Below are 26,580 nucleotides of genomic sequence, written 5' to 3'. Positions count from 1 at the left end.
CCGGATCAGTCGATAGAAAAACGGCCTCTCAAGAGGCCGTAAAGCGTGTTTGGAAAAGGTCGGCAAAGCGATCGAACTCAACGTGTGGTAAATCGTTGATGCCGGCTGCCCCGCGTCGACCTCCGCCCGTGGGGAAGTCTCTACAGAACTCATCAGCGCCCAGGTTGCTATTGGCGGGTACCCGGACGCTAACGGTGAAACCACCTTTGGATTTTGGCGAAAGAATGGCGATGGCGTGCCCAGGTTGAGCCAGCATCAGCTCGTTGGCCAACACGCCAATCGCCCGACGAGCCCAGGCTGCGTCCGGCAGCATGACAATCGACGTCGTCGGCCCCTGCCGCACTGGCTGCAGCTGACGGGCCTGCTCCATATCGGCCTCATAACCGGCGCTTAATGCTGCAAATGCCTTGGAGTTGTGAACGAACTCAAGTGGATCACTATAGGGGCGTATCTCTTGAGCCAGCAATGCAGGATCGAAGTGCAAGTCTTCGATACTCTCACCGTAGGCGTTGTAGTTCAGGTAGATGCCCAGCTTTTCCAGGGTCGCTCGAGCGGTGGCGTCGAAGCCGGCCGAAATCGCCATTGCGTTGGCTACCTTTGGCAGGCTGTCACCGTATGCAGCCGTGATGGCCCATGCGCGATAAGCGCCTTCCAGATGGCGGTCGACCAAAATGCTGGTGCATACGTCGCCCGCTGTGTCGATGTGTGATGTGAAACGTTCATGGTCTGGTTGTTCACCCGCGAAGTGGTGATCGAAGTACCGAACGCGAGCACCGTTGTCGAGCAGTCTGGTCAGACCTGCACGATTGGTATCCAGGGAGATGTCTAATGCAACCACCTCATCACCGACGCCGGCCAGGGCTCGATCCAGCAGCTTGATGTCGCGTTTGACCCCCGTTATCAGTTGCGCTTCCTGCGGATCGGCAAGGCGCAATTGCTGGAGCGCACAGAGCCCATCTGCATCACCATTGAAGGCATAAATCAAACTCATCCGAAAATCCTCAACGGTTAACCGCCTTGCCGGCGGCATGCAATGCTTCGGCGTGCTGTTTCAGGCCATTGGCCACGGCATCGAAATTCTGTTTCACCCAGGGCCCGAAGGTCTGCATGATGTTGTCAGCATTGAGCCCCAGGAAAATGTCGGTGGTGAAATACCGGCAGCGTTCGGCGCCCAGGCTTTCGATGTACTGGTCGCGACGGGCAGCATCCTTGGAGTCCGCAGTCGGTCGTTGCTCCCAGGACAGCAATTGGTTGGGCTCGTACGCGACCAGGTGCTCCACCACGCAAAAACGCGTTCCGGGTTTGGCAGGGTCCGGGATGTAGAGATTGACCGGGGCGCCCAGTTGCAAGCTTGACTCGACGGCTACAGTGAAGGGGTTCCATCGGTGGTATTGCGCAAGATCCACCAGAATCTCCCAGACCAGTTCGGCTGGCGCGTCGATCTCGACTACCACGGATGTGACAATATTTTCAGCCTTACTCATGTGTTCAACTCCAGTGATTCAGGGCGCCATGAACTCGCCGCCATTGATGTCGAGCCAGGCGCCAGTGACGGCCTTGGCGTAATCGGATACCAAAAATAGCGCACCCTTGGCGCAGTCATCGTCGGTCGGGATATGCCCCATGGGAATATTGAGCGATGCCGCCGAAATCTGCTCTTGCACGCTGATGCCTTGTTCTTGCTCGACGTGCTGCATGTACTGTTCAACCGGTGTGCCCCACATCCAGCCCATGGCCGCAGTGTTGACCCGCACACCGAACGGCGCATATTCCTGGGCCAGGTATTTCACCGCGGTAGCCAATGCGCCTTTCGACGCGGCATAGCCACCCTGACCAATAAGAGGTTTGCGGGTCACCATTGAGTTGATCATGACCATCGCACCGCCACCCTGGAGTTTCATTTGCCTGGCAGCCTCCAGTGCCAGGTTCATCGTACCGAAGACATTGGTCTGGAAAATCTCTTGCCAGCCTTCAGTGCCGCCGTCTTGCAAGTTACCCATCACATTCCCGGGGTTATAGGCGCTGTTGACCAGACAATCCACCCGACCGAAATGTGCCACCGTCTGTTCTATAAGGTTGCGACACTGGCTGGGGTCGAGAATATCGGTCGGCACTTTGAGTACTTCACAAGACAGTTGCAACGCTTCGATGCGGGCTTGAGCAGCATCGAGTTTGGCCATGCCACGCGCCGCCAACACCACACCGCGCGCGCCCGCTCGAGCGGCCTCGACGGCCAGTTTTATGCCAAGGCCTGGACCTATCCCTGAAATGACTACGACTTTGTTCTGCAGAATCATGTTGGCAGTCCTTGACGGTGGTTACGCGCTCTTTTCCAGGCGCGGGAGGATGTGGCGCGCGCGGTAGGCGGCGAAGTCATGTTCGAGCTGTTCCTTGGTCAACCCCATCTTCTCCAGGGAGTACTCGTGTGCGGCCCGTTTATCCCGGCTGCTGGTGGACAACCATTGCTGCATCAGTTGCTCGACTTCCGGCGTCAGCTCGACACCGATGAAGGGATAGATGAGCTTGATGACTTCCAGCGGGCGAGCGACGGCGTCCAGATACCACACGTCAAGAAAGCGGTCCTTGGGCTGGTTGTCGCGCACAGAGAGGGCATCACGCAGACCCTTGGCAAATTTCGCCGACCAGATGCTTGCCGCTTTTTTCGGGTCGGCCTTGTCGCTGTAGACGCCCCAAATGGTGTAAGCGAAGCTGCTCATCGAAGGGATGGTCTCGAGCGGATCACGATGCGTCTGAATGACTTTCACACCCGGGAATACCTTGAACAGCGTGTCCATGGCGTGGGTGTGGTGCGGTGCCTTCATGACCCAGCGTTGTGCCAATTCCCCGCGTTGACGCTTTTGCCATTGCAAGAATTGCAGCTGTTTTTTCAAGTACACATAGGCTGGGGTTTGATCCTGACGACCTAGCCAATCGGTGTAGTCGGGGACGTTGGCATAGGCGTACATGGCACTCAGGAACGAGTGCTCCATCAGCACGACTTCTTCATCGCACAACTCGGCATCCAATGGATGCATGGTCAACAATTCCGGCATGGCCTCGATCATCATCTTGACCTCGGCCTTACCCAGGGCTATCCGTGGGTCCGGTTTGCCGGCCTCGGCAGTGGCCAGTGGTGCCGGATAGCGGACTTCCCACCAGGCTGGCGTGTAAAAGCGCGGATCCCGGGCCAAAACCCGATGCAGCATGGTAGTGCCGGTGCGCGGCAGACCGACGATGACCACTGGATCTGCAATCGTCTCATTCAGAATCTCAGGGTGTCGCTGCACATAGTTTTCCAGCACCAGACGCGAGCCCAGGCTTTCGACCAAGCGTTCGGCGAACATTTGGCTGCCGATAGTGGACAGCTGGCCGTCTTTTTCAATCGAGGCCAGCAGCACGTCCAGGCCTTCACGAAAACTCGGGTCGCCGAAATCATTCAGGCCGTTATTGCGATTAATCGCCTCGGCAAGCAGGGCCTCGGCGTCAAGCGGGGGTGTAGTGGTCATGTTCTAGAGTCCTAGTGGCAATTCGTTGAGCTTCACCACGTGAGTTCTGGGGTGAACCTGTTCTTTTGAGCCTATCCAGCGAAAGCACAACGTGCCGTCGTTATGGCCTGCGGTTTCCAGCCAATTTGAGGTGCCCGGATCGCGATGAGCGATCACTAGGGTTACGCTGCCGTCAGGGTTTGGCTTGGCGGAGTGTTGATTGAGTGAAATTCGGAAGTAGCGATAGTCCAGCGACTCCATCCAGTAGTTGTTGACCTGGATGTTCCAGTACTCGCAGTCCGGGATACGGTCGAGATGAATCACCAGCGCTTCGTCTTCAGCCAGTTGCCAGCGCGAGTGGTAGTAGAAGATGTTTGGATCGCCACCCACCGATTGGCAGAGCGCTTGGTCGGCAGGGGGCAATTGGTTGATATGCCCCTCGTAGCTTTGCGCCCAATTGGCGAAGGTGGTCGCAGTGTTTTCGACAAAACGGGCGGCTTGAACCAGATTGTTGCGCAGCTTCCCCGGGTTGATCGGGAAGGGTTTGCCATCGGCGTCGATACGCTCGATCTTCAGTTGGGCCGGTTTCTCATTGGCTCGATCAAGGAACACTTGGCGAATCAGCAATTGAATGCTGTCGGGGGCTATTTTCAGCCAATTGCCCGGGTGCGGGTATTGGCTGATGACGAGTTCGAAACTTCCGTCTTGGGCGAACGTCAGACTGTTGCTGTCGATGAAGCCGCCAGGTTCCAGCTTGCCGGATTTGTCGTATCCACCACGTTTGGTGCTGAAGTTGATCGAGGCGGCCGATCCACGTAGTCCACTGACCCGATAGGTGTACTGACCATTAATGCGTGCAGCCAGATACCCCATGTCCGGATTGTCCGCGCCGATTTTCGCGGTCTCGTGGGAGGGCACCATGAAGGTCGGGAATTGCTCGTCACCGCCTTCGACAAACATCTCAAGACCGATGCGCGCCAAGCGGCTCAGATAACGCATACCTTCTGCCTGGTTAAAGTCGTCTTGAGGCGCCTCCTGGCGTTGTAGCTGCAGACCTGCACGCTTGAGAGTGTCGCAGTACAGTTCCCAAGTGCGAATGTTTTCACTCTTTGCCTCTGTCAGGTCTACCACGCGGGCTTCCTCGATCTGGTTGGTATGTCCGCAGAGTAGAAAACCTGTCAACAATGCTCATCGTCCTTTCGGACTAACTATCTGCACGGGTGTCGCGGATTGTCTGCCAGGCGCATGGCAACCCGGAGAGTGTTCTGAGTGACATTGCGGTTGGTGGTGTTCGCAGCGGTGTGAGGCAGGGAGGAGGGGTGCATCTAAGGGGGACAGGAAAGGAGAAAAGACGGACTCAGCGCCTGCGTGGGGGCGCCGAGTCCGGAGGGATGGACGTGTCAGGCGCTTTTGGCGATGGCTTGTGCTTTGTCGCGGGCGCGGGCCATGTCCATGGCGGTGTCCTCGATCATGTCTTCCTGGCCGCCTACCATGCCGCGAGCGCCCAACTCGACCAGAATATCCCGGGCACTGACACCGTATTTGGCTTCGGCGCGCTTGGCGAACAGCAGGAAAGACGAATAAACCCCGGCATAGCCCAACGTCAATGAATCGCGGTCGATGCGTACCATGTGGTCCATCATCGGCAGTACGATGTCTTCGGCAACGTCCATGATTTTGTAAAGATCGACGCCGGTTTCGATGCCCATCCGATTGCACACGGCAACGAACACCTCCAGCGGGGTATTGCCCGCTCCGGCGCCCAGGCCATTGGTCGAACCGTCTATACGTACTGCGCCAGCTTCGATGGCGGCCAGGGAGTTGGCAATACCCATCGCCATGTTGTGGTGGCCGTGGAAACCGATTTCGGTTTCCGGTTTAAGCGCCGCACGCAGTGCACCAATACGCTCGGTCACGTCCCCGGGAAGCATGTAGCCGGCGGAGTCGGTGGCGTAAATGCAGTTGGCGCCATAGGACTCCATCAGCTTGGCCTGGGTAACCAACTGCTCGCCGGAGACCATGTGCGCCATCATGAGAAAGCCCACGGTGTCCATTTCCAGCTTACGAGCCAAGGCGATGTGTTGTTCTGAGACGTCGGCCTCGGTGCAGTGTGTGGCAATGCGGATTGTATGCACGCCCAGGTCCTTGGCCATGCGCAAGTGATCGACCGTACCAATACCCGGCAGCAGCAGGGCTGATGCTTTGGAGTGTTTAAGTTCGCCAATCACCGCGCTCAGGTATTGCTCGTCTGTATGGGCCGGGAAACCGTAGTTTACCGACGCACCGCCCAGGCCGTCGCCATGGGTGACTTCCAGCAGCGGCATGCCGGCATCGTCCAGGCCGCGAGCGACCGCACGCATTTGTTCAAGGCTGATCTGGTGACGCTTGGGGTGCATGCCGTCGCGCAGAGTGTTGTCGTGCAGAATGATTTTCTTGCCTTGCAGGTTCATGTCAGGCCTCCAGCGCGGTCTGGGGTTCGAGGTTCAAGTTACCGTTGAGGATTTCCTCTGCGAACATCTCTGCAGTTCGGGCTGCGGCGGCAGTCATGATGTCCAGGTTTCCGGCGTACTTGGGCAGGTAATCCCCCAGCCCCTCGACCTCCATGAAAATCGACACGCGATTGCCATCGAATACTGGGCCGTTCTTGAGGCGGTAACCGGGCACGTACTTTTGCACGTCGGCGATCATGGCGTTCACCGACGCGATAATTGCCGCTTGATCAGGTTCGGATTCAGTCAAACAGTGGATGGTGTCGCGCATCATCATCGGTGGTTCTGCCGGGTTGATGACGATGATCGCCTTACCTTGTTTTGCGCCACCGACACGTTCGATGGCGCCCGCGGTGGTGCGGGTGAACTCATCGATATTCTTGCGGGTGCCCGGGCCGACTGAACGAGAGGACACAGTCGCGACGATTTCGCCATAGGCGACCGGTTGTACCCGTGAAACCGCGGCGACCATCGGGATCGTCGCCTGACCGCCACACGTCACCATGTTCACGTTCATTTGCCGCTGTCCGACCTGTTCGCGCAGGTTGACCGGTGGCACGCAATACGGTCCGATCGCGGCCGGGGTGAGGTCGATCATTAACACGCCAAGTACATTGAGTTTTCGCGAGTTCTCGGCGTGCACATAGGCTGACGTGGCATCGAAGGCGATCTGAATACCATCCTCGATCACATGGGGCAGTAGCCCGTCTACGCCGCGGTCCGTGACCTTCATGCCCATCTCGCGAGCACGCGCCAGACCTTCGGATGTGGGATCGATACCCACCATCCAGACGGGTTCGAGCACAGGGCTGCGGCTTAGTTTGTAGAGCAGATCGGTGCCGATATTGCCTGGACCGATCACTGCACATCTGATTTTTTTCATGTTGCACCTCCTGAGACGTGATGGGGGCGGTCATCAGTCGATGAAACTGACTGAGGCAGCGCCTAATCCTTCGATGGTGAGCTCGAATCTGTCACCGGCGCTGGCAGGCACCAGCGGTGCGAGAGCCCCGGACAAAATGATTTCCCCGGCACGGAATGGAATGCCGAAGCGTCCCAGGGTGTTGGCCAGCCAGGCCACAGCCTCGGCGGGATGGCCCTGGACTGCGCTACCCAGTCCAGAGCCTGCGGCGAGTCCATTGCGCAACACGTCGAGACGGACGCTGGCCAGATCTAATTCGCGAGGTGCGGTGCGCTTATCACTGAGCACGAAAACACCGCACGAAGCGTTGTCTGCGACCGTGTCCTGGATGCGGATTTTCCAGTCGGTGATCCGTGAGTCGACTATTTCGAAGCACGGAAGTACCCATTCGGTGGCATCCAATATGTCTTCACGAGTGACGTTGCCGTGGAGGTCTTCTTTGAGGATGAAGGCGATCTCGCCCTCTGCCCGCGGCTGGATCAGGCCGGATTTACTTAGACTGATGCAGGCTCCGTTTGGGTAGTGCATTGCGTCTGTCAGAAACCCAAAGTCCGGTTGATGCACATCCAGCATGTCCTGCACGGCTTTGCTGGTGACGCCGATCTTTTTGCCGACCAGTTGTTCGCCGGCAGCGATACGACGTTGCAGCATGTGCAAGGAAATGTGGTAGGCGTCGTCGATGCTGATCTCGGGGTGGTGCGTGGTCAGCGGTGAGAGTGTCTTGCGCGCACGGAGCGCGGCATACAACGCGTCTCCCAATTCACTGATGAGGTGCTGGTCCATGGAGTATCCCTTAGCCGTTTTGCAAGAAGTCGAGGCAGGTCCGATTGAACAGGTCGCGATGCTCGACCATGACCCAATGCCCGCAGCGGTTGACAAGGACAAAGCGTGCGTCCTGGCAATGCGCCAGGATTTTGAGCGCTCCTTCGGCGGGGCAGAATTTGTCATCGCTGCCCCAGAAGCCAAGCACCGGGCAGCTGATTTCAGCGAGGCGCTCGCTCAAATTGGGCACGCGCATAGTCGAGAGCACGCTCTTGGGTTGAAGCGCACAGATCGGCACGCGCTGATCAAGCAACGCTTCGGTAATCAGCGACGGGTCATAGACGAGAATTGAGAGCAGGCGGCGCATGCCTTCACGGTCCAGCGCCCCGTCGGCGAAGTCGCGCATCATTTTCTGGATGCCTTCCATCTGGAAGTACACCTCGCGCTCCTCCAGCCCACCCGGTCCCATCAGGATCAGTTTGCTGACCTCCTCGGGAAAATCGAGTGCATATTTGAGTGCAATCGCGCCACCCAGCGAATTGCCAACCAGCACGCAGCGCTGTACGTCCATTGCCTGCAGAAACTCATGCAGGGCACTGACGAAGAAGTCCAGCACATAGTCAACGTCCTCGGGTTTGGACGACAGGCCATAACCAGGGAGGTCGGGAACCAGCGTCCGATAACCGTGCTCATTAAACCATGGGTAATTGCCCTGGAAATTGCTATAGCCACTGGCGCCCGGACCGCTACCGTGAATGAACACCAAGGTGTCACCCTGACCGTCGTCCTGATAGTGGATATCCAGACCGCTGGGTATGCGTATTTGTTTGGCTGATGGAATGGGGGTCATCTGAGGCGCCATAGGTTAGTCCGTTGGTAGCGTGTGACAACTCACGATCAAGTGGTCAGTTCACCTTCAACGACATCTTCAATGTGCGCCCGGTTCGAGGCATCGTCTGTTCAGACTAACCCGCGGCCACCTCTTCAGTCAGTGATTCGCCAATGCCGCATCCAACGCGTGGAGCAGGCGAGGGTCATCGACAGTAACATCCGGAGCGAAACGGTTGAGCACTCGTCCATCGCGACCCACTAGAAATTTTTCGAAATTCCACTGCACCTCTGGCGGCGGATTGACCTTGATGCCATACCCATTCAAACGCTCACGCATCGGACCCTCGCCGGTCGCGGCAGGTTGGGCGCGAGTGAGTTCGATGTACAGCGGGTGCTTCTCTTTGCCGACTACTGAGATCCGCGAGAACATCGGGAACTGAACGTCGTAGTGAGTGCTGCAGAAGTGTGCAATCTCCTCGTCAGTACCCGGCTCCTGCTGCATGAAATCATTGGCAGGAAATCCGAGGATCACCAAGCCTTGATCACGTTTTTGCCTGTACAGATTTTCGAGGCCTTCGTACTGTTCGGTAAGCCCGCACTTGGATGCCACATTCACGACCAGCAGCACCTTGCCGGCGTGGGTGGCGAGTGTTTGTTCTAGGCCGTTGATAGTTTTGACGGGGATCTCATACAGCATCTGATTCATCGGAACTCCGGGCGGCGGGAGGGGGACAGGCTCAGGGGTTATCTGGGCGAAAAGCGAAAAAGCAGAGACTGCCGACGCTTTACCAGACAGGTCTCTTGCTAAAATGCTGAGGGTTGCGCAGCGCATATATCATGCGCCGAACTCTGGTCGTTGGTTTTTCCTGATTAGCGTGTGGGGCAGCCTATCAATTGTTTGATCCGAACTATTCAAGAACTTTCTTAATGCCTTGACGTGAATCACTTCACCGACGGTAAGGCATCAGGAATTGAAGAATGATTACCGCTACTGGCATAGAAATCCACCGTCGATATTCAGGCAAGTACCGTTGATAAACGAAGCATTTGGCGAACACAGCCACAGTACAGTTTTCGCCACTTCATCAACTGTGCCTATCCGACCGCTTGGTGTTACCGAACGCATCCATTCATGGGCCGCAGGGGGCAGCATTTGTGTATCAATGAAACCTGGAGCGATGGTATTACAGCGAATCCCCTGAGCCCCATACTCTACGGCGGCTGCTTTGCTTAGCCCCATTACCGCATGTTTGCTTGCAACGTATCCGGCAACATTTGCAAAGGCAATCTGTCCGGCAACAGAGGCGGTATTGACAATAGCGCCTCCTCCGTTGGCGAGCATGGCGGGAATCTCCTGACGCAAGCAGTAAAAAACTCCCGATAGGTTGATATCGATGACTTTTTTCCATTGTTCAAGGGGGTAGTCAGCGATAGGTTGGCTCTGCAACTGGCCTTCGCTGATGCCAGCGTTGTTGAAAGCAAAATCAAGTCGACCATATTCACGCAGGGTACTGCTTACTAACGATTCGCAATCTGCGGCTTCGGCGACGTCGCAGCGTATGAAGCTTGTCCTTGCACCGTTATGTCGTAACTGCGCAGCCAGGGTCTCGCCAGCGGCTTCATTGATGTCCGAAAGCATGACGTGTGTGCCTTCATTTGCGAAAGCCATTGCGGTAGCACGCCCGATACCCGTTGCTGCACCCGTAATCACAACAACTTTTTCAGAGAAAACACTCATGCGCACACTCCTTTTTCGGTCAGGTGTTTATCAACGACACCGTTAATTTTTCAGCAGTCGATGCAGGCGCTGTTCTGCTGCGCTGCGCACTTCAGGGTGGGGGAAAATCCATAGCTGACCTGCTTCGACTCCAGCCAGGACTTTCTCCGCCAATTCATCCGCAGACATCCCCTGGTGTATCAGGTCGCGTAAATGAGCATTCAAACGACCGCTGTGTGGCGTATCGTGAGGGGTCAAATCCTGTGTAATGTTGGTGCTGACAGGGCCTGGGCAGACCACTGAGACCTTGATCGGAAGTCCGGCGTCTTTCATCTCTGCGGCCAGACATTCACTCAATGCGACCACGCCGTGTTTGGAAACGGTGTAGGGTGCCACCCAGGGCCCGCTGGTAACGCCTGCCATTGAGGCAGTGTTCACAATATGTGCTGGTGAGCCTTGTTCAATCAGACGTGGCATGAAACTGCGCACGGCATGAATCACGCTCCAAAGATTGATGTTCAGAACTCGTTGCCAACTTGGCAGGTCAAGCTCCCAGCTGGCGCCGCTGCTCAATACACCGGCGTTATTGATCAATAAGTCCACTCGATTGAAATGCGCGAAGGCCCGTTGCGCTAAATTTTCCACCGATGCGGCATCGGCGACATCGGTTTCTATAACCAGCGCTTGTACGCCGAGGGCGTTGACCTCGCTGTAGACCTGCTCCAGGCCGGCGAGATTGATGTCTGCTAAAACTATCTTGGCGCCGCGCTTTGCGAGTGCAATGGATAGACTTCGGCCTATGCCGCTTGCTGCTCCCGTGACGACGGCAACGGAGTTTTCGTAAGATCGCATCTTATTTGTCCTGATGAAAAGGTCACGAGTAAGGTGACAAACCGCCTCTTTTGAAGTCATTGCAGCGATTTGAGCTGCCGTCAGACTAAAGTGTCATCGTCCATGTGGACTAGCATGGCTCACTGAAGGATTGGAAAAGAACGGGATGGTTGTAGCGCGTTTTTGCGCTGACTTTTCGTCATTATCCTCCGAAGACTCCACGATCATAAGTCTCGAACAAAGACGAGGAAGACAAGCGAGATTCCGATATGCAGGATGCCGATATAGTCCGAATGAACGATGTTCAATTTTAAAAGTCACGAGTAGATTGATTTTCATGATTTTAAGCGGCTTTTTTTGAACTCGGGCCTTCGTTCAAAGGTAGCAGCTAATGTGGTTATTGACGTTGATTCATAACAAGGAAAATAAGAAATGAAACAGAATGTCATGCACTTGAAATCCCACGAGTCGCTACCGATGTATGCGTTGTCGGAAGAGCTGGCGCCACGAATCGAGGCGCTGGGCCTTAGTGAAAATATTCATGAGATGGAAACGCTGGGTTACACGGTTGTCAAAGATGTCGCCCCCATGGAGTTTATTGATCGTCTGCGCGAAGCCGTGCGCCGTCATGCACTCGAAGATAAAGGAACCTATTTCAATCTCACTGAGAAAGGTGCCTCTTGTGACATGTTGCTTGGTCGTGATCCGGTTTTTGCCGAGGCAGTTGTCAATCCGAAATTATTGGCGATAGTAGAGTATATGTGTGGGCGTGGCGCCATCATTAGCCAACTCAGCGGTAGTGTCCGTGTTCAGGGATCCAAGGCTATGGCGTTGCACGCGGATCAAGACTGGATGCCTGCTCCCTTTCCCGAGCATAACGCATTGATGACCGGCTGTTGGGCTTTGGAGGATCTAGACCAACAGGCCGGTTCCACAAAAGTCATTCCTCACAGTCATCGCCTGCGTCGGCACCCGAGTCCGGAGGAGGTAGTTGCAGAAGCAGGAGCAATTCCTATTGTAGCCCCGAAAGGATCAATTGCCTTTTGGTCAGGTTCGGTCTGGCACTCCAATTACTCACGTGAGTTACCGGGTGAACGAGTGATGCTGCACAGCACGTTTGCTCGGCTCGCTTATCGTCCATTGGAGGATTACAGCCATCTAGGTGACGATTTTATCGAGCGTTTTGGCCCTGAAATGTCCACTCTGTTGGGCCGCGAACTGTGGTACGGCAGCCGCGCTCGCGGTAAGGGTGGTGTTGATATGAAAAATTACGGTTGGATGCGTTCTGCAGCCCGACGCTGAAGCACGATCTGGCGTGGCATGTGTCGACATGCATTTGCGCAGCCAGTGATGCCGCTAATCGTTACAGCTTGCAGCTTGCAGCTGTGACGTTCTGAGTTTGCTCTGTCGAATATTCAAAAGTCGCGAAAGCAGATAAAGCGGCTCTGTGGGTTTTCAGTTAACGCGCGAAAGTTAATATCGGGTCGTAATAAACGCTTTGCGCATAATATTTCAATAGCCAAAGGGGCCTATTAATGACGGCAAAAAGATTCGAAAATCGTGTTGCAGTGATAACAGGTGGCGCTTCAGGTCTTGGGCGTGAGGTCGCTCGCTGTTTAGCGGCAGAAGGCGCGAAAGTAATCATTGGGGATGTCACAAAACAAGCGGGTTTTGCTGTTGCCGAAGAAGTCAGCGGTGATTTTGTACTGACAGACGTCAGTGACCCTAAAGCGGTCGAAAATCTTGTTGACTTTGCAGTTCAAAAGTTTGGAACGCTCGATATCATGTTTAACAATGCCGGCGTCCGAGGACCTGCCGGCTTATTGAAGGATCTTTCGGACGAAGAATATCATCAACTTGTGGGGATCAATTTAAACGGAGTGTTTTATGGGATCCGTGCCGCCGCTCGCATCATGTGCGCTCAAGGGCACGGCGTCATTATTAATACGGCATCAAATGGCGGCATATCACCTTCGGCGGAAATCGCCGCGTACTGCGCAAGCAAAGCCGCAGTGGTCGCTATGACCCAGGCCTCATCCATCGAATTGGCGCCGCTGGGTATCAGAGTGAACTGTATCTGCCCCGGGGTGATGCTTAGCGGTATGACGGACGGATTATCGGCAGAAACCATCAAGGCACTCGACCGCCTGCAACCTATCGGGCGTCCAGGTGATCTGGTGGAGATGGCCCGTGCGGTCCTTTTCCTGGCATCGGATGAGTCTTCCTATGTGCTCGGTCACGCTCTGGTTGTGGACGGGGGAGCTACTGCGGGGAGGCCTTTAGGCATATGACTATGCGAGCGTCTCGACGGTAGAGAGCGCAATCACGCCTCCAAATGAACGATTTCCCCATCGCAGAGTAAGTCTGAATTTCGATCAGTATTGCGCAGGTTTTGCATGATTTGATGAGGTAGGATCGCAGGAAACAATCTTTACGTTGTGTCATCAGCGCAAGTGTCGAGCCCCACAAAATAAAAATAACCGGGAGAAAAGCATGAGACTCGTTTGGCCTGAACCTGTATCTCGCAGCGATGTCAGTCATCCCTTCTGTGAACCTGCCGACATGAGCGAACAGCAAGAGGGCGCTGGCAGCCTTGAGGTTTTTTCGCGCAGCCGTATGACCCCGGCAACCTTCAATGAACTGATTTCGCTTATTTATGAAGGTCCGCTGGAGGCCTTGCCCTGGTCAGGTTCACTCAATTTTTTGCGCGACCTTCTGGATGCGAATTGGGTCTCGTTGATCTTGCGTCCTGCCTCGGAAAGAAATAATGCATTGATTATCAATGCCAGCCCCAAAGGCCCCTTTATGGAGCAGGGCGAATATACCAGCCGCGCCATTTTCAGCCTCGATCCCTTTGTAGGCTTACCGCCAGACAAGGTCCTGACGGTAGAGGAGATGATCGGTGCCGGCAATTGGATTACCAGCGACTTCTATAAGCAGTTTGTCGAACCTTACGATATACGTTATCTGTTGGGTTTCGATATCTATACCAAAGATGGTTCCGAGTGCCGGTTTCGTGTTTGTCGCAGCCATGCGTCGCAGGCATTTACCGATCGGGATCGTGCAGTGTGCGAGGCCCTCATGTCACATCTGAAGCGGTCCATTGAACTGCACTTCCGATTGGATCACATTGAGTCGGAGCGCAGACTGTATGCGGGTGCTGTGGATCGCATGATGCTGGGTACTGTGGTGATCAATGAGACTGGAGCCATCATGAAAACCAATAAGGTGGCCGATGAAATTCTTCGCGCGCATGATGGCATCCACATATCGAACAGAGCGCTGGAAGCCAAGTATTCGACTGAAAATCGCGCTCTTCAACAATTTATCCGTCAGGCTCTGGAAAACCCTACCCATCTTCCGCAAGCGATGGCGATCACTCGATCATCGGGACTGGCCAAATATGGCGTGGCGATACGTTCGGTACCTCTGAACGAATGGTCGGAAGGACGGCATCGGCCAGCGGTCATGGTGTTTTTGCGCGATCCAGAGCATAAATCCCAGGCTTCGCCGGACGTGATTCAGTCGCTGTTCGAATTGACTCCGGCCGAAGCGGCGCTGGCGCTGTTGCTGGCTGACGGGATGACGCTGGACGAGGCCGCGGATGATCTCAATATTCGCAAGAACACCGCGCGAGCGCATCTGCGCTCGATATTTTCCAAGACCGGGGTGACCCGTCAAACAGCGCTGGTGCGTCTGTTGTTGGGCAGTGTTACACCCAACAACGATTGAGCTGGATCAGTCGATGGAAAAGCCGCCTCGCAGTTTCACCGATATCTCCAATGTGTGCCCGGTCTGAGCCAGCGTCTGTTCAGACTAAGAGCCGAGATAGTGGGCTTTTTCCTTCGTGAAGAACGCTTCTATTCCGCGACCGAAATCCTCGGTTTGAGTGCATGCGCAAAACCCTTCGCGTTCGGCGTCCAGTTGCTCCTCAAGGCTATGTTGAAAAGCGTTTCGTAGAAGTCGTTTAGTTTGCCCCAGCGCGAATGTCGGGCCCTGTGCCAGGCGATTGGCCAAACGTTCGGTTTCAGCCTGGAGCTGATCCGCGGCAACCTTTTTGCCGATCAAACCCAGACGCAATGCTTCGTCGGCATCGAACGGCTCACTCAGCAAAAGTAGCTCCATTGCCTTATGCAGGCCGACTAGCCTTGGCAGGTGCCATGAGGCTGACGCATCAGGGCTGGTGCCAATCGAGGCATAAGCCAGGTTGAAGCGTGTGCCCTGCGCGGCAAGGACAAAATCACAGGCCAATGCGATGCTGACGCCAGCGCCTGCGACGGCGCCATGTACGCTGGCAATCACCGGTTGTGACAGTCCGGTCATGATTGCCAGCGCCTCATGTAAGGGGGCAATCAGTACTTGGGCATTTTCCAGCGGGTTTTCTCGCAGGCTGGCAAGATCACCCCCTGCGACGAACGCACGGCCGGCGCCCTTGAGGATAACGACACGAATATCGCTAGAGGCAGCGATAGTCCGCATGGCGTCGCGAAACGCCAAAGCCATGGGGACATTAATTGCATTCAGTGCCGCAGGGCGATTAAAAAGAAGGTGAGCAACCGGGCCGTCCAGGGTCAAGGTCAGTGGTGCATCTTCACTGTTCATTGCTGATCTCCTGCGAGGGAGTGGGACGGTAAATTTGGGGTGAAGTAGGCTGCGCAGGCCGCGCCTCGGGTTTTGGCCTTGGCGAGTTCATCCTTGGCGACGGTGCGTAGATGCACCTCGTCCGGGCCGTCAATGAAGTGCAGCGCGCGCCCCCAGGTCCAGAGGAATGCGAGCGGGGTGTCGGCGGTCATGCCCATTGCACCAAATACCTGAATGGCACGATCCAGCACGCGGGTTTGGAGGCGTGCGGCAACCAGTTTGATGGCCGAGACATCGACACGGGCGCTGTTATTGCCCAAACGATCGATAGTGTCTGCCGCGCGCAGCACCAGGAGTCGCGCCTGATCGATCTCGACTCGCGACTCGGCAATCCAGTCACGCACATTGGAGAAATCTGCCAGGTGACGACCGAAAGCTTTGCGCTCCAGAGCGCGGGTGCACATCAATTCAAGCGCCAGTTCGCACTGACCGATGGTGCGCATGCAATGGTGAATTCGCCCCGGCCCAAGGCGTGCCTGAGCGAGAGAAAACCCGCCACCTTCCTTGCCCAGCAGATGATCAAGTGGAACGCGGACATTGCTGAGCAATACTTCGCAATGCCCCTCAACGGCGTAGTGATGCATGAGCGGCACGTTGCGCACGATCTGGACGCCGGGAGTGTCCATCGGCACAAGGATCATCGAGTGGTTTTGATGGCTGCTGCTTTCATCGGCATTGCGGCCCAATACGATCATCAATTTGCAGTTTGGGTGCAGAGCACCGGTGGTGAACCATTTGCGCCCGTTGATCACATACTGCTCACCGACGCGCTCGATGCGCGTGGCGATGTTGGTGGCATCAGAGGAAGCGACATCCGGCTCGGTCATGGCGAAACAGGAGCGAATATCACCTTCCAGCAGGGGTTTGAGCCAACGCTGGTATTGCTCGGGGCTGGCCGCGAGGTGCAACAGTTCCATATTGCCGGAGTCTGGCGCATTGCAGTTGAACACCTCGGCAGCCCAGGGCAGTCTGCCCATGATTTCCGACAGCGGCGCGTATTCGAGATTACTCAGCCGGGTGCCTGGCTCGTCCGATCGCAGGGCTGGCAGAAACAGGTTCCATAGCCCCTCGTCCTTGGCGAGAGCTTTAAGGTCATTGATCAGCTCGAGTGGGTAAATACCTTGTTCGGCCTGGTGATGCCATTGGATGTTGGCCGGCAGCAAGTAGTTATCGTAGAACGCTTGAAGGCGTTGTTGCAGTTGAACGACGTGGGGCGGATATTCAAAGTTCATGGGCGGGTCTCGACGGGTCAAAGGACAATGGCGTTATCGAGCAGCTCGAGGCCGCGTCGGGCGAAAACTTTTCCCAGGGGGCCGACACTTGCGGCGTTCTGCGAAGCTGCGCTGCCGGACCGTGCCCGGGCTGCTATGCCTTCGAAAATCACCGCCAGGCGAAACAGCGCGAAAGCGAAGTGAAAGGTTTCGGCCCCTCGACTGCATTGAGTGGAGGCGTAGTACTGCTGCAAATACTCTGCTTGGGAGGGTATGCCCAGCGCCTGAAGATCCAGACCACGGATGCCGCCGTATTCAGACGGCAAGGTGTGCCAGGCGATGCAGTTGTAAGCCAGATCGGCCAGTGGGTGACCGAGGGTTGAAAGCTCCCAGTCGAGCACGCCGATGACTCGCGGTTCGGTGGGGTGAAACATCAGGTTACCCAGTCGGAAATCGCCATGGCACACCGTGGTTTCATCGTCCAAGGGTAAATTGGCGCGAAGCCAGGCCAGCAGACTGTCAAGCTGTGGATTATCGTGCTGGTCGGCCGTTTCCCATTGGCTGCCCCACCGCGCCAGCTGTCTGGAAAAGTAATTGCCTTCACGGCCGTAGTCAGAAAGGCCAATCGCCTGCCAGTCAACTTGATGCAAGTCTGCCAGCGTCCGGGCCATGGATTCATACATGGCTCTGCGATCGTCGGGTGATACCCCGGGCAGGCTATATTCCGGAAAAACGCGCCCCTGGAGTCTTTCCATTAAATAGAAGGGCGTTCCGACGATGTCGGGTTCTGCGTGATAAAGCACAGTCTTTGGCACTGGGACCTGAGACTGCGCAAGTGCGGTCATGACACGGTATTCACGATCAACCGCGTGGGCCGATGGCAGGATCTCGCCACTTGGTTTCTTGCGAAGCACCATTTCGCGATTGTCAAAGGTGACAAAGAACGTCGGGTTGGACTGGCCACCACCGATGCGCTCCAGGCGCATATTCCCTTGCAGCCCGCTGATCGTGTCCTTGAGGAATGCCTGGAGCTGTTCGGGATGAAATTCGGTAATGTTTGAGGTCTCTTTTTTTGTCATTTTGAGCACTTCTCGGAGGGACTGGATCAGTTGACACCGCTGCTGGGGGTCGATCTGCAATTGAGCCCGTTCATCAGCAAGTCGATGCATTGGTTAGCGATGTCTTCGGCCCTGAGGGGGCCCTTGGGGTCATACCAGCGGGCAATCCAGCTCAACGCACCGGCGATGGTGAACGCTGCGATTTTTGGATCGCAGGGCATCAAGACCCCGTCGGCTATACCTTGCTGAATCAGGCTGCGGAACTTGAGATCGATGCGACTCTTGAGTCGTCGCAGTTTGCGGCGACTTTCCAAAGGCAAGGGGTCTTCACCGACGCGAATCAAGCACATACCGAAATCCATCGTCACGATCTCGGCGTACTTGTGCATCACGGCGATCAGGTTTTCCTTTGAATCACTACCGCTCTGAATCGCTTCGTTCGAGGCGTTCTCCAGCATCTCCAGACCGATACGTACGCATTCGAAGAGGATTTCATCCTTGTTCTTCACGTAGTAGTACACCGTCGGCTTGCTCACATTCAGCCGCTCAGCCACTTCGTCAAGGGAGGTGGCATGAAAGCCTTTCTCGTTGAACAACTCGGCTGCCGTGCGTAGTACAGCATCGCGTTTGTTTTCTCGCTCGGTCAGGCGGTCCTGCTTCTTTGCCCACGGTGAGCGATTGTTGATGGTGTTCGTCATGGAAATCCCTGATCAAACGAGTTGCGGCTGAATGACATCATTGCCCGAAAGCCATTCGACCCAAGAGGTCGCATCCGTGCTTTCAAGGAAATAGCTTACTCGCGAGTAGGGGGCTTCAAGAATAGTCTGAACAGACGATGCGGTCGGACGATGGAGGGGCGAACACTTATAGCAACTGCGGTGCTGGTGCTCGATTTTTCCAAGGCTATTGCTCGATCCATACGCCGCGATAATCCAAAAAAACAAGAAAATGCGAGGTCTGCGATGAAGGCCATTTTGTGCCTTGTAACGCTCGAAAATGGGTCAGCGAACCCAGCTGGCTGCCTCGCCACCATGGAGCAAGAGGAGTCGCAGCGTCATGAGTGTTGAACGAGTTGTCGAGTCTTCGCCTGATTGCGCATTCGAGGCGCATTTTACCGATGCCTTGCAGATGTTCGACGCCGCCCGCGACAAGGCTCCACAGGCCGCTGCCGTGCATTATTTCGATACGACGCTCAGCTACGCCCAACTGGATCGGGATGCCAACGCGTTGGCGGCATTCTGGCAGGAGCAAGGCGTGGTCGCTGGAGATCGCGTCGGGTTGTTTCTGCAAAATGTGCCGCAGTTTGTGATTGGCTTGATTGCCAGTTGGAAGCTGGGGGCAATTGCTGTGAGCATCAACCCTATGAACCGGGCTCGAGAACTCTCGTTATTGCTTGAGGATAGTCAGGCCAAAGTATTGATGTGCCATGACTATCTCTATCATGAGGTGGTGTCTCAGCTTGAACATCGGCCCGACAACTTGCTGTTGATTGTTGCGGGTGAGCATGAACTTCAGAGGCGGAATGATCCGCGTATTTTCGGAGTACCCTCAACACCAGCGGAAGAAGGCTTTTTCCTGCGCGACATTACTGCGGCGTGGGCCAATGCAAAGCCGGTCCGCACACGGATCAAGAGAAGTGACATTGCCACTATTGTGTACACCTCGGGAACCACCGGTCTACCCAAGGGAGTTGAACATAGTCATGCGAGTTATGCCTTTAACAGCGAGGCTTTTCGCAGCTGGGCTGCTCTGGATGATGGTGTGCCGATCCTGGCGATGGCTCCCCTGTTTCATGTCACCGGACTAATTCTGCATATCGGCGTCGCCTTTGCTTGCTCCGCTCCTCTTGTGCTGACTGCACGCTTTCACCCTGAGGTTTTTGCCGAAGCCGTGCAGACCTATCAGGCTGCATTCACTATCGGTGCCATCACTGCGTTCATTGCACTGCTTAATGCTGACAATGTTCGTCCAGAACAGCTTGCTTCACTGAAAAAAATCTACTCCGGGGGCGCGCCCATTCCTGAAGCAGTGGTCATTGCTTTCCGGCAAAAATTCGGGCACGACATCCGAGCAGTCTATGGACTGACTGAAACCACTTCTGTGGCAACGGCAGTGCCTCATGACCGATTGGCCGTGTGCAACGAAGAGGGCGTGTTGTCGGTTGGATTACCCATTCATGCTACCCACCTGCGTATTGCCAATGAACAGGGCCAGGCGCTACCGACGGGCAGCATCGGGGAGATTTTGATTCGTGGCCCGCAAGTCATGCGTGGCTACTGGCAACGCCCTGAGGCGACTTGCGAAGTCATGAGTGATGGGTTTTTGCGTAGCGGCGATGTTGGGTATCTGGACGCTGAGGGTTGGCTTTTCCTCGTTGATCGGATGAAGGACGTCATCATCGCCTCCGGCTTTAAAGTCTGGCCACGAGAAGTAGAAGACGTGCTTTACGGCCATCCTGACGTGCGTGAAGTCGCTGTGGTTGGAGTGAAAGATGACTATCGCGGAGAGAGCGTAAAAGCCGTCGTTAGCTTGAAGGCGGGAGCCCAAGTCACACCCGAGCAACTTATTGTTTTCTGTAAATCACGCATGGCTGCCTATAAATACCCACGGAAAATCGAGATTCGCGACGATTTACCCAAAACCACCAGTGGAAAAATAATGCGTAAGGAATTGCGCTGATGGGCACGTCATATCCAACTTCTAAAAGGGATGAGTTCATGCAAGCAGCCGTTTTTCACGACCCTGGGCATATAGAAATGAATGCGCAGGCGACCGTGCCGCAAGTGGCTCCTGGCGAAGTGTTGATACGCGTGGAGGCTTGCGGTATCTGCGGGAGTGACCTGCATATGTACCGCACCGACGCCCATCGCAAGCAACTGGTGCGTGTCGACCCTGAAGGGTTGGAGATTCCTGGGCATGAATTCAGTGGGGTGATCACTGCGGTTGGGGAGGGTGTGGTCAATTACAGCATTGGTGAGCGTGTGGTAGGTGTGGGAATGGGCGGAATGGCTGACCTGGTGCCCGTGCCTGTCAATCCGTTTCAGCTGGTGCGCATCCCCGGGAATGTTTCTTTCACTGCTGCGGCGACCACCGAACCCTTGGCCGATGGCCTGCAGATGATCCGCAAGGCCAACCTGAAGTCAGGTGACAACGTTGTAGTTTTCGGGGTGGGCATTATCGGTCTTGGTGTGATTCAGGCGCTCAAAGCGCTGGAAATCGACGTCGGGAAAATTGTCGCCATCGATGTGTCTGACGAGCGCCTGGCTATGGCCTTGGAGATCGGGGCGACCGATACGATCAATCCTCGTCACCAGGACCTGCTCACCACTGCCAAAGCCATTTGTGGCTTTCTGCCAATTACTTATCCCGAAATCGAGCCGACAGATATCAGTGTCGTCTTCGAGTGTGCCGGGTACCTGAAACACATGACCGGGCCCGCGCCTCTGGAGTCGGCCCTGCGTATGGCCCGCCCGGGCGACGGCAGGGTCATCTGTTTTGGCGCCTACGAGGACCAGTTGAACATCGACATGATGCCAATGATTACCAAGCAAATCAGCCTGTTCGGCTCCAACGGCTACGCCGCCGAAGAGCTGGAGTTGGCCTTGCAATTAATGTCGGAAGGAAAGCTCGACCGTGAACGTTTGATTTCCCATCAGTTTGCCCTTGCCGACGTTAGCCAGGCCTTTGAGGTCCAGGGCGGTGGGCAAGCGATCAAGGTCATTCTGTTGCCTAACCGAGAGACGCTTTGAGCCTCGCTCATTGACGTTCCAAAGCACACATAACAATAAATGGAGAGAGACGATGGCCCTGCAATCGCTAGGTGAACGTATCGCTGACCTGTTAGTTGCCGAAGGCATAGACAAGTTTTTTTCACTGCCAGAAGTCACTTTCGGCAAGTTGCATCATGCACTGCATGATCGTGGTGTCCCATTGATCGCTCCCCACCATGAAACTGCCAGCGGCTTCATGGCCGAGGCCTATGCCGCGTTCACAGGCAATATTTCAGTAGTGGGCGCCAACTGTGGCCCCGGCGTGATCAATCTTTATTCGGCCATTGCCAACTCATGGGAGGAGCACCTTCCTGTGTTGTACATCGGTTCCGAACGCACGTCGTTGGCTCGTAATTCTCCCCGACGCTCGAAATTCCAATGCCCTCCGAGCATTGAGGTGGTCAGGCCGATGACCAAGTTCGCCGCAGTGCTGGAGAATCCGATGGAGGCCGATGAGCTCTTCCATGAGGCTTTCCGGCAACTGCGATCCGGTACTCCGGGTCCGGTCTACATTGGCTTGCCCTTTGATATGTTGTTGGAAGATCGCGATTTCGGTGAGCTGGTGGCTCCGCAGAATTATCGGCCGACGACATTCGAGGAAACGGTCAGCGACGCGCAGATTAAAAGAGCCGCATCGATGTTGGTTCAGGCCAAATCGCCTTTGCTGGTTGGCGGTGCCGGGATTCGTAACTCGGGTTCCCAGGCGCTGTTCGATGAGCTGGTGCAAGCACTGCAAGCACCTGTAATTCTCACTGCATCCGGCCGTGGGGTGTTGGCGGATACACATCCGTATGTGTTTGATCTGGGTCTTGAACCAGGGGCAAGCATCAGCCGCGATGCGGACGTGATTTTCGCGATCGGCACCCCCATCGGTGAGAAGCTGGGTTTCGGCGGTTATGCCTATTCAAATGAACAGAAGGGCTTTCCGAATTATTTCGGTAAACAAGGGACACAGCGCTGGATTCAGCTTGATCTGGACCCACAGAACATTGGTCGCAATCGTCCGGTGGAGGTTGGCCTGGCGGGTGACATGCGGCAGATTTTGCCGCGGTTGATCGCTGCGCTACGTCGCCATCAGCCACTTCAGCACAACACCCAGGTGGAGCGCTGGCAAACCGAGCGGCAAAGCCGTTATGCCGATTTCTGTGCTCAGGTCGCGACCATATCGAGCACGCCGATTCATCCGGGGCGCGCAGTGCTCGAAGTCCAGAAGACCCTGCCTGAAGACGTTGTCCTGATCAGGGACGGTGGGGCATTCAGTATCTGGATGCACAACTATATCCAGCATTCGCTGGGTGGGTTCATGTTTGCCGGCAAGCTGGGCAACCTGGGGACAGGCCTGCCTTACGCGCTGGGTGCGTCACTGGCCGAAGCGAATGCTGACAAGCGTGTCTGCCTGATCACCGGAGATGGTGCTTTCGGTTTCTACCCGATGGAGTTTGAAACAGCGGTTCGTTATCAATTGCCGATCGTCATTGTGGTGGGTTACGACCAAGGCTGGTCTCTGGAGGTGCCTTACTACATGCACGTCTGTGGACGCACCTTCGAGGTCGATCACGCCTTTGTCCGTCTGGATGACATGGCCCGAGCCATGGGCGGACATGGCGAATTCTGTGAAACCAGTGAACAAATCGCTCCGGCCATGGAGCGGGCATTTGCCAGCGGAAAACCGGCCATCGTCCAGGTGGTGATAGATCGTGAGGTGAATGCCTACCAAATGCCCAATACCCATCTCTGGACACGCTGGCACGCTGACAAAGCGGTCTACAGCGACGAGTGATTGCAAGCATACGTAGCACCGCTCTGTGCGGTGCTGCGGCCAACCGTTTGAGCAGGGCATCCCCATGAGTACTCAAGATACGCAACAACTCTCTCGAAACTATCGTTGGATGTCCAGCATCACTGTGCTGCTAGGCACCATTGCCTTGGGGTTTTCCGCGACCATGGTGATGGTGGCTTTGCCGGAGATGATGGCCGCTTTCAATGTTGGTCAAGAGGTCATTCAGTGGCTTGCAACTGGCTTTCAGGTCACTGCGACCACCTCAATTCTGGCCACCGGATGGCTTACGGGGCGATTTGGTCTGCGGCGTGTTTACGTATTTACCCTGTTGCTGTTCGTCGGTGTTTCGCTGCTGGGCGCCATGAGCTGGAATGCGCAGGTGGCCATTTTTGCTCGCGTCATGCAGGGCATTGCGATGGGACTGGTCCCTGCAGTGGCACTGATCACGATTGCCCGAGTGTTCCCGCCACAAGCCGTAGGGATGGCCATGGGAGTCTTTGGTGTCGGCGCGGTGCTGGCGCCTGCCATTGGCCCTGCAGTTGGCGGTGTATTGCTGGGGCCATTTGGTTGGCCTGTGATTTTCCTGTTTCCGCTGCTGTTCTGCTTACCTGCGCTGTTACTGGCGTTCAAGTATGTGCCGGAGGCGGACCCAACCATCGTTCACGGTCGATTTGATTGGCTGGGGATGTTGCTGCTGACAGTCTTCATTTTCGCTCTGCTGAACATTACCGGGTTAGGCCTGAGCAAAGGATGGACAACCTGGCAGACGTTGGGATGCCTGGCACTGACGCTGGTCAGTCTGGTCTGGCTGGTGTTCTGGCAACTGCGCTGCAAGGCCCCACTGGTCGAACTCAGTCTGTTTCGTAACCCACGCTTTTGGGCCGTGTTTCTGGTGGCGGTACCTTATGGGTTCTGTCTATACGGCACGAGCTATTTAATCCCGTATTTCCTTCAAAGTGCCGCGGGTTACTCGCCGGCAGATTCCGGCGCAATGCAGGTTCCGGGGGGCATTATTCTTGTGCTGGTCATTTTCAGCGCGGGTGCCTTATGCGACAAGCTCAGCGCCCGAACGGTGACCATCGGTGGTTTGTTTTTGTTTGCGCTAGCGAGCATCGGCTTCACCTTTACAACTGCTGTGACCGGTTTCTGGGTGGTTGCCGCTTGGTTCACGCTTAGCCGTGTGGCGATGGGGATGCTGATTCCCTCTACCACTGTCGCCGCCATTCAGTCGGTTCCGCCTGCGTTGCTGCCTTATGCCTCTACCACCATGAACTTTTTCATGCAGTTGGGCGGGGCGATCGGAATCAATGTGTTGGCGATCCTTTACCAATGGCGGCTGGAAGGGCATGCCATAACCAATGCTTCGACGGCAGCGTTTGAAGCCTTTCATGAGTGCTTCTGGTTGGCGGCATTGTTGATGCTGTGTGCGCTGCTGCCGGCGGTATTCATTCGCAAGTCCCCCCGGATCGAGCCGGCAGCCGGTTCTGATGCAAGCAAGATTCCCTCTTGTCCCTGAACAACAAATTGGGGAAACACACCCCGAAAATGAAATGGGAGTTTGTCGATGAACGCACATACTAATGAAACCGCTCTCAAGGCGGCCTTGGCGATGCCCCGTGAGTTACTGATCAATGGGGAATGGCGGGCAGCAGTCGATGGTCGGACTGCTGCGATCCATGACCCTGCAACCGGCCAGGAGATCGCACAGATTTCTCACGCCGGTGAAAAGGACGTGGACGCAGCGGTGCGCGCGGCCCAGGCCGCATTGAGTAGCACTCACTGGCGAGATATCACTCCGGCAGTCCGTGAGCGGATGATCTTGCGCTTTGCTGATTTGATCGAGGAGAACGCCGATCTATTGGCAGGCCTGGAGACGCTCAATAACGGCAAACTGTTGGCTAACTCCCGAGGTTTCGACGTACTCGCCGGTGCACAGTGGGTGCGTTACATGGCGGGCTGGGCAACCAAGATCGAAGGTTTGGCGCTGGACGTCTCGGCGTCTGCTCCTGGGACCCGTTTTCAGGCTATCGTCAAACGCCAGCCGGCGGGTGTCGTGGCGGCCATTGTGCCTTGGAACTATCCATTGTTAATGGCGATCTGGAAGATCGCGCCAGCGCTGGCCACCGGTTGTACCTTAGTGCTGAAACCTTCTGAAGAGACACCTTTGACCGCATTAAAGCTGGCTGAATTGGCGTTGCAGGCGGGCATTCCCCCAGGTGTTTTCAATGTCGTTACCGGCGATGGTGCAACGGGTGCCGCTCTGGTCCGCCATCCCGGTGTGAATAAAGTCGCGTTTACCGGATCCACCGAGGTCGGTCGGATAATTGGTCAGCAATGCGGGCATGACATAAAACGAGTGTCACTGGAATTGGGCGGTAAAAGCCCGGTCATTGTTCTGGATGACGTTGATGTGCAAGCCGTGATTGCCGGCGCCAGTAGCGCGATTTTTTATGATCAAGGGCAGGTCTGCACCGCGGGCTCGCGTTTGTATGTGCACAAGAAACACTTCGATGAAGTTGTCGATGGGGTTGCCCAGGCGGCGAAGAACTTGCGCCTGGGATCAGGCTTCGATCCGCAGAGCCAAATTGGCCCGTTGATTTCAGCCAAGCAACGCCAACGAGTGTTGGGCCTGATCGAGACGGGTGAGCGCGAGGGCGCTGAGTTGCTGGCGGGAGGTGCGGCGCCGGAGGGGGCTGGATACTTCGTTCAGCCCACAGTGTTTGCTCATACCTCGGGTAAGCCACTGACTCTGGTGAGGGAAGAAGTGTTCGGTCCAGTACTTGTGGCCCAGCCTTTCGATGACATAGAGGAAGTGATTCGTCAGGCCAACGATACCCCCTACGGTCTGGCAGCCAGTGTCTGGACGCGCGATATCAGTAACGCGTTACGGATTGCCGAGCGAATCGAGGCTGGGACGGTCTGGATCAACACCCATCTGCCGTCGGATCCGAACATCCCGTTTGGTGGTTTCAAACAGTCAGGGATAGGTCGCGAAAACGGCCGCGCAGCGATTGAGGCCTACACCGAAACCAAGTCGATTGTCATAGCCTATTGAGGCTATGTGTGTCCCAAGCTTGAGGGTG

Annotated in this window: 24 protein-coding genes; 8 read left to right on the top strand and 16 right to left on the bottom strand. The window is 55.8% G+C overall.

Annotated elements, in window-relative coordinates; translation table 11 throughout:
- Positions 1–28: 28 nt before the first annotated feature.
- The 12 genes from ACM6IR_RS07140 to ACM6IR_RS07085 form a co-directional block, all read right to left on the bottom strand.
- Positions 29–991, bottom strand: coding sequence for an acetyltransferase (locus ACM6IR_RS07140; protein ID WP_414907045.1), 963 nt, complete (start codon positions 989–991; stop codon positions 29–31).
- Positions 992–1,001: 10 nt separating this feature from the next.
- Positions 1,002–1,484, bottom strand: coding sequence for an SRPBCC domain-containing protein (locus ACM6IR_RS07135; protein ID WP_414907044.1), 483 nt, complete (start codon positions 1,482–1,484; stop codon positions 1,002–1,004).
- Between the two features lie 18 nt (positions 1,485–1,502).
- Positions 1,503–2,297 carry an SDR family oxidoreductase gene (locus ACM6IR_RS07130; protein ID WP_414907043.1) on the bottom strand — a complete coding sequence of 265 codons (795 nt, stop codon included), beginning with the start codon at positions 2,295–2,297 and terminating at the stop codon, positions 1,503–1,505.
- A 21-nt stretch (positions 2,298–2,318) separates the two neighbouring features.
- The gene (locus ACM6IR_RS07125; protein WP_414907042.1) at positions 2,319–3,506 is read right to left on the bottom strand and encodes a sulfotransferase family protein; all 1,188 of its coding nucleotides are present in this window, start codon (positions 3,504–3,506) and stop codon (positions 2,319–2,321) included.
- Positions 3,507–3,509: 3 nt separating this feature from the next.
- Positions 3,510–4,667 (bottom strand): DUF1214 domain-containing protein, encoded by a 1,158-nt coding sequence (locus ACM6IR_RS07120; protein ID WP_414907041.1) that lies wholly within the window; start codon positions 4,665–4,667, stop codon positions 3,510–3,512.
- A 218-nt stretch (positions 4,668–4,885) separates the two neighbouring features.
- Positions 4,886–5,935, bottom strand: coding sequence for a 4-hydroxy-2-oxovalerate aldolase (gene dmpG, locus ACM6IR_RS07115; protein WP_414907040.1), 1,050 nt, complete (start codon positions 5,933–5,935; stop codon positions 4,886–4,888).
- A gap of 1 nt (position 5,936) precedes the next feature.
- On the bottom strand, positions 5,937–6,857 hold the full coding sequence (locus ACM6IR_RS07110; RefSeq protein WP_414907039.1) for an acetaldehyde dehydrogenase (acetylating): 921 nt from the start codon (positions 6,855–6,857) through the stop codon (positions 5,937–5,939).
- Between the two features lie 33 nt (positions 6,858–6,890).
- Positions 6,891–7,679: a fumarylacetoacetate hydrolase family protein gene (locus ACM6IR_RS07105; RefSeq protein ID WP_414907038.1), complete on the bottom strand. Its 789-nt coding sequence runs from the start codon at positions 7,677–7,679 to the stop codon at positions 6,891–6,893.
- A 10-nt stretch (positions 7,680–7,689) separates the two neighbouring features.
- Entirely contained in the window at positions 7,690–8,508 is an 819-nt protein-coding gene (locus ACM6IR_RS07100; protein WP_414907037.1) for an alpha/beta fold hydrolase, read from the bottom strand.
- Positions 8,509–8,646: 138 nt separating this feature from the next.
- Positions 8,647–9,195: a glutathione peroxidase gene (locus ACM6IR_RS07095; protein ID WP_414907036.1), complete on the bottom strand. Its 549-nt coding sequence runs from the start codon at positions 9,193–9,195 to the stop codon at positions 8,647–8,649.
- Between the two features lie 282 nt (positions 9,196–9,477).
- On the bottom strand, positions 9,478–10,227 hold the full coding sequence (locus tag ACM6IR_RS07090) for an SDR family NAD(P)-dependent oxidoreductase (protein WP_414907035.1): 750 nt from the start codon (positions 10,225–10,227) through the stop codon (positions 9,478–9,480).
- 42 nt (positions 10,228–10,269) lie between these two features.
- Positions 10,270–11,058, bottom strand: coding sequence for an SDR family NAD(P)-dependent oxidoreductase (locus ACM6IR_RS07085; protein ID WP_414907034.1), 789 nt, complete (start codon positions 11,056–11,058; stop codon positions 10,270–10,272).
- Positions 11,059–11,469: 411 nt separating this feature from the next.
- Between ACM6IR_RS07085 and ACM6IR_RS07080 the strand changes: the two genes are divergently transcribed.
- The 3 genes from ACM6IR_RS07080 to ACM6IR_RS07070 all read left to right on the top strand — a co-directional run bounded on the left by ACM6IR_RS07080 (position 11,470) and on the right by ACM6IR_RS07070 (position 14,769).
- Positions 11,470–12,339 (top strand): phytanoyl-CoA dioxygenase family protein, encoded by an 870-nt coding sequence (locus ACM6IR_RS07080; RefSeq protein WP_414907033.1) that lies wholly within the window; start codon positions 11,470–11,472, stop codon positions 12,337–12,339.
- A 233-nt stretch (positions 12,340–12,572) separates the two neighbouring features.
- Positions 12,573–13,328 carry an SDR family NAD(P)-dependent oxidoreductase gene (locus tag ACM6IR_RS07075; protein WP_414907032.1) on the top strand — a complete coding sequence of 252 codons (756 nt, stop codon included), beginning with the start codon at positions 12,573–12,575 and terminating at the stop codon, positions 13,326–13,328.
- Positions 13,329–13,530: 202 nt separating this feature from the next.
- Positions 13,531–14,769 (top strand): helix-turn-helix transcriptional regulator, encoded by a 1,239-nt coding sequence (locus tag ACM6IR_RS07070; RefSeq protein ID WP_414907031.1) that lies wholly within the window; start codon positions 13,531–13,533, stop codon positions 14,767–14,769.
- Between the two features lie 84 nt (positions 14,770–14,853).
- Here ACM6IR_RS07070 and ACM6IR_RS07065 read toward each other — a convergent pair whose 3' ends face one another.
- The 4 genes from ACM6IR_RS07065 to ACM6IR_RS07050 are packed head-to-tail and all read right to left on the bottom strand — an operon-like array spanning position 14,854 to position 18,645.
- Complete coding sequence (locus ACM6IR_RS07065) at positions 14,854–15,612, bottom strand: enoyl-CoA hydratase-related protein (RefSeq protein WP_414907030.1); 759 nt, start codon at positions 15,610–15,612, stop codon at positions 14,854–14,856.
- 23 nt (positions 15,613–15,635) lie between these two features.
- Complete coding sequence (locus ACM6IR_RS07060; protein WP_414907029.1) at positions 15,636–16,910, bottom strand: acyl-CoA dehydrogenase family protein; 1,275 nt, start codon at positions 16,908–16,910, stop codon at positions 15,636–15,638.
- Between the two features lie 17 nt (positions 16,911–16,927).
- Positions 16,928–18,028, bottom strand: coding sequence for a phosphotransferase family protein (locus ACM6IR_RS07055; RefSeq protein WP_414907028.1), 1,101 nt, complete (start codon positions 18,026–18,028; stop codon positions 16,928–16,930).
- Positions 17,995–18,645: a TetR/AcrR family transcriptional regulator gene (locus tag ACM6IR_RS07050; protein WP_414907027.1), complete on the bottom strand. Its 651-nt coding sequence runs from the start codon at positions 18,643–18,645 to the stop codon at positions 17,995–17,997. The genes ACM6IR_RS07055 and ACM6IR_RS07050 overlap by 34 nt, the downstream gene beginning before the upstream one ends.
- A 358-nt stretch (positions 18,646–19,003) precedes the next feature.
- On the opposite strand from ACM6IR_RS07050, the gene ACM6IR_RS07045 reads away from it, so the two are divergent.
- The 5 genes from ACM6IR_RS07045 (at position 19,004) to ACM6IR_RS07025 (ending at position 26,552) form a co-directional block, all read left to right on the top strand.
- Complete coding sequence (locus tag ACM6IR_RS07045; RefSeq protein WP_414907026.1) at positions 19,004–20,626, top strand: class I adenylate-forming enzyme family protein; 1,623 nt, start codon at positions 19,004–19,006, stop codon at positions 20,624–20,626.
- Between the two features lie 38 nt (positions 20,627–20,664).
- Complete coding sequence (locus tag ACM6IR_RS07040; RefSeq protein WP_414907025.1) at positions 20,665–21,696, top strand: zinc-dependent alcohol dehydrogenase; 1,032 nt, start codon at positions 20,665–20,667, stop codon at positions 21,694–21,696.
- 52 nt (positions 21,697–21,748) lie between these two features.
- Entirely contained in the window at positions 21,749–23,497 is a 1,749-nt protein-coding gene (locus tag ACM6IR_RS07035) for a thiamine pyrophosphate-binding protein (protein ID WP_414907024.1), read from the top strand.
- A 64-nt stretch (positions 23,498–23,561) separates the two neighbouring features.
- Positions 23,562–25,013, top strand: coding sequence for a DHA2 family efflux MFS transporter permease subunit (locus ACM6IR_RS07030; protein WP_414907023.1), 1,452 nt, complete (start codon positions 23,562–23,564; stop codon positions 25,011–25,013).
- A gap of 48 nt (positions 25,014–25,061) precedes the next feature.
- On the top strand, positions 25,062–26,552 hold the full coding sequence (locus ACM6IR_RS07025) for an aldehyde dehydrogenase family protein (protein WP_414907022.1): 1,491 nt from the start codon (positions 25,062–25,064) through the stop codon (positions 26,550–26,552).
- Positions 26,553–26,580: the final 28 nt, after the last annotated feature.

This window comes from Pseudomonas sp. IT-P253 (assembly GCF_949768125.1).
Classification (GTDB): Bacteria; Pseudomonadota; Gammaproteobacteria; order Pseudomonadales; family Pseudomonadaceae; genus Aquipseudomonas.
The sequence above is the reverse complement of the archived record's forward strand: the minus strand, read 5'-3'. Positions and strand labels throughout refer to the sequence as shown.